Origin of the sequence: Novosphingobium taihuense (assembly GCF_007830315.1) — a bacterium.
Lineage (GTDB): Bacteria > Pseudomonadota > Alphaproteobacteria > Sphingomonadales > Sphingomonadaceae > Novosphingobium > Novosphingobium taihuense.
The window spans coordinates 1-1,507 of the sequence record NZ_VLKJ01000030.1 but is presented as its reverse complement, the minus strand read 5'-3'; the positions used below and the strand labels follow the sequence as shown (position 1 = coordinate 1,507).

General features: G+C 61.2%; 1 pseudogene. It reads left to right on the top strand.

The features are described from left to right. A pseudogene (locus IQ25_RS20950) lies at nucleotides 1–1,280 on the top strand (IS110 family RNA-guided transposase); the annotation flags it as partial. Nucleotides 1,281–1,507: the final 227 nt, after the last annotated feature.

Sequence of the window (1,507 nt, the reverse complement as noted above, 5' to 3'; positions counted from 1 at the left end):
TACCCCCACCGACGCCGTGCTGGTAGCCATCGATATGTCGAAGCACCGGCAGGAGGTATTGATTGAACGCCCCGAAGGCGGCCGCCGCCGGCGCATGACGATCATGGCCACCAAGGCTGACTACGATCGCCTCGCCGACGAGCTCAGCAGCATAGGCTGCCCGATCGTCGTCGGCTTCGAGGCGACCGGCAACTACCATCGCACCTTGGCGCATCGGCTGCTCTCGGCAGGTTTCGAGCTGCGGCTGATTTCGTCGGTTGCCTTGGCTCGTACCCGCGAGGCGTTGCACAATGGTTGGGACAAAAACGATTCCAAGGATGCGCAGGTGATCCTGCATATGCTGCGGATTGGTGCCACCCAGCGTTACGTCGATCCGCTGGCCGCCGGGATTAACGACCTGCAGGAGATGTCGAAGACCCATGAAGCCATCTCCAAAGCCAAGACCCAGACCTGGCATCGGATCCTGACACACTATCTGCCGCTGTATTTTCCTGAGATCGAGCGCTTCGCCGGCAACAGCCGGTCTGACTGGTTTCTGGCCCTGCTCGAACGCTTTCCAACTCCGACCAGCATGACAGCGCTCGGCCAGGAAGACTTCACGCGCGAGGCTTGGTCTCTCGTCGGTCGCAAGGTCTCCAAGGCCCGCTTAATCAACGATATTTATGAGACCGCCTGCGCCTCGGTGGCACTGCCGGTCGACGAGGATTCCGTAGCGATCGCCATGTTCCGCATGGTCATCGCACAAGCACGCAGCCTCATCCGGCAGCGCGATGAGATTGAGCGCACCGCTCACGCCTTGCTCAGCGAGAACCGCGATTATCAGCTCCTGCGCATGATCCCCGGGATCGGACCGATCAACGCGCTGACCATCCTTGCCGAGGCTGGCGACCTTCGCCGGTTTGCCCACCACCGCCAGTTCCTCAAGTTCTGTGGGCTTGACCTCGCGACCTGCCAGTCGGGCACTTTCCGTGGGCGAACCAAGCTCTCCAAGTACGGCAACGCCCGGCTACGCCGCACCTTCTGGATGGCAACTCAAGTCGCCATCCGTCAGCGTGACAACAGCTTCCGCGACAAGCTTGGTCGCTATGTTGCCGGCCATGGAAACGACCCTGATCGCCGCCGCAAGGCCATGACCGCACTCACCGCCAAGATGGCGCGCGTCGCGCACGCTGTCATCAAGACGGGAACCGAGTACCGTCCGTTCGTCGAACGGGCGGACACCAGATGGAAGGACCCCTCTCTGTCGTGCCGTGAGGGCGCTACGGCGACCCTGTAGATAATGTTCGGGCCTTCCATCTGGCATCCGCATCTCATTTTAAGGACGGTGAGGACCACGACCCGAGCGCTCGCTGGATCCTGTGTTTGCTATGGCCGAGAGCGCATTCCTTGACGATGGAAGCCATCTGGATCAGAACGCAACCAGCGCCGATCACAATCGGCGCAACGAGACCTGCTGGCCGTTTTCCGCCGCTGCTTCCCAACCTAGGACGTTATCGCTGACGATCAT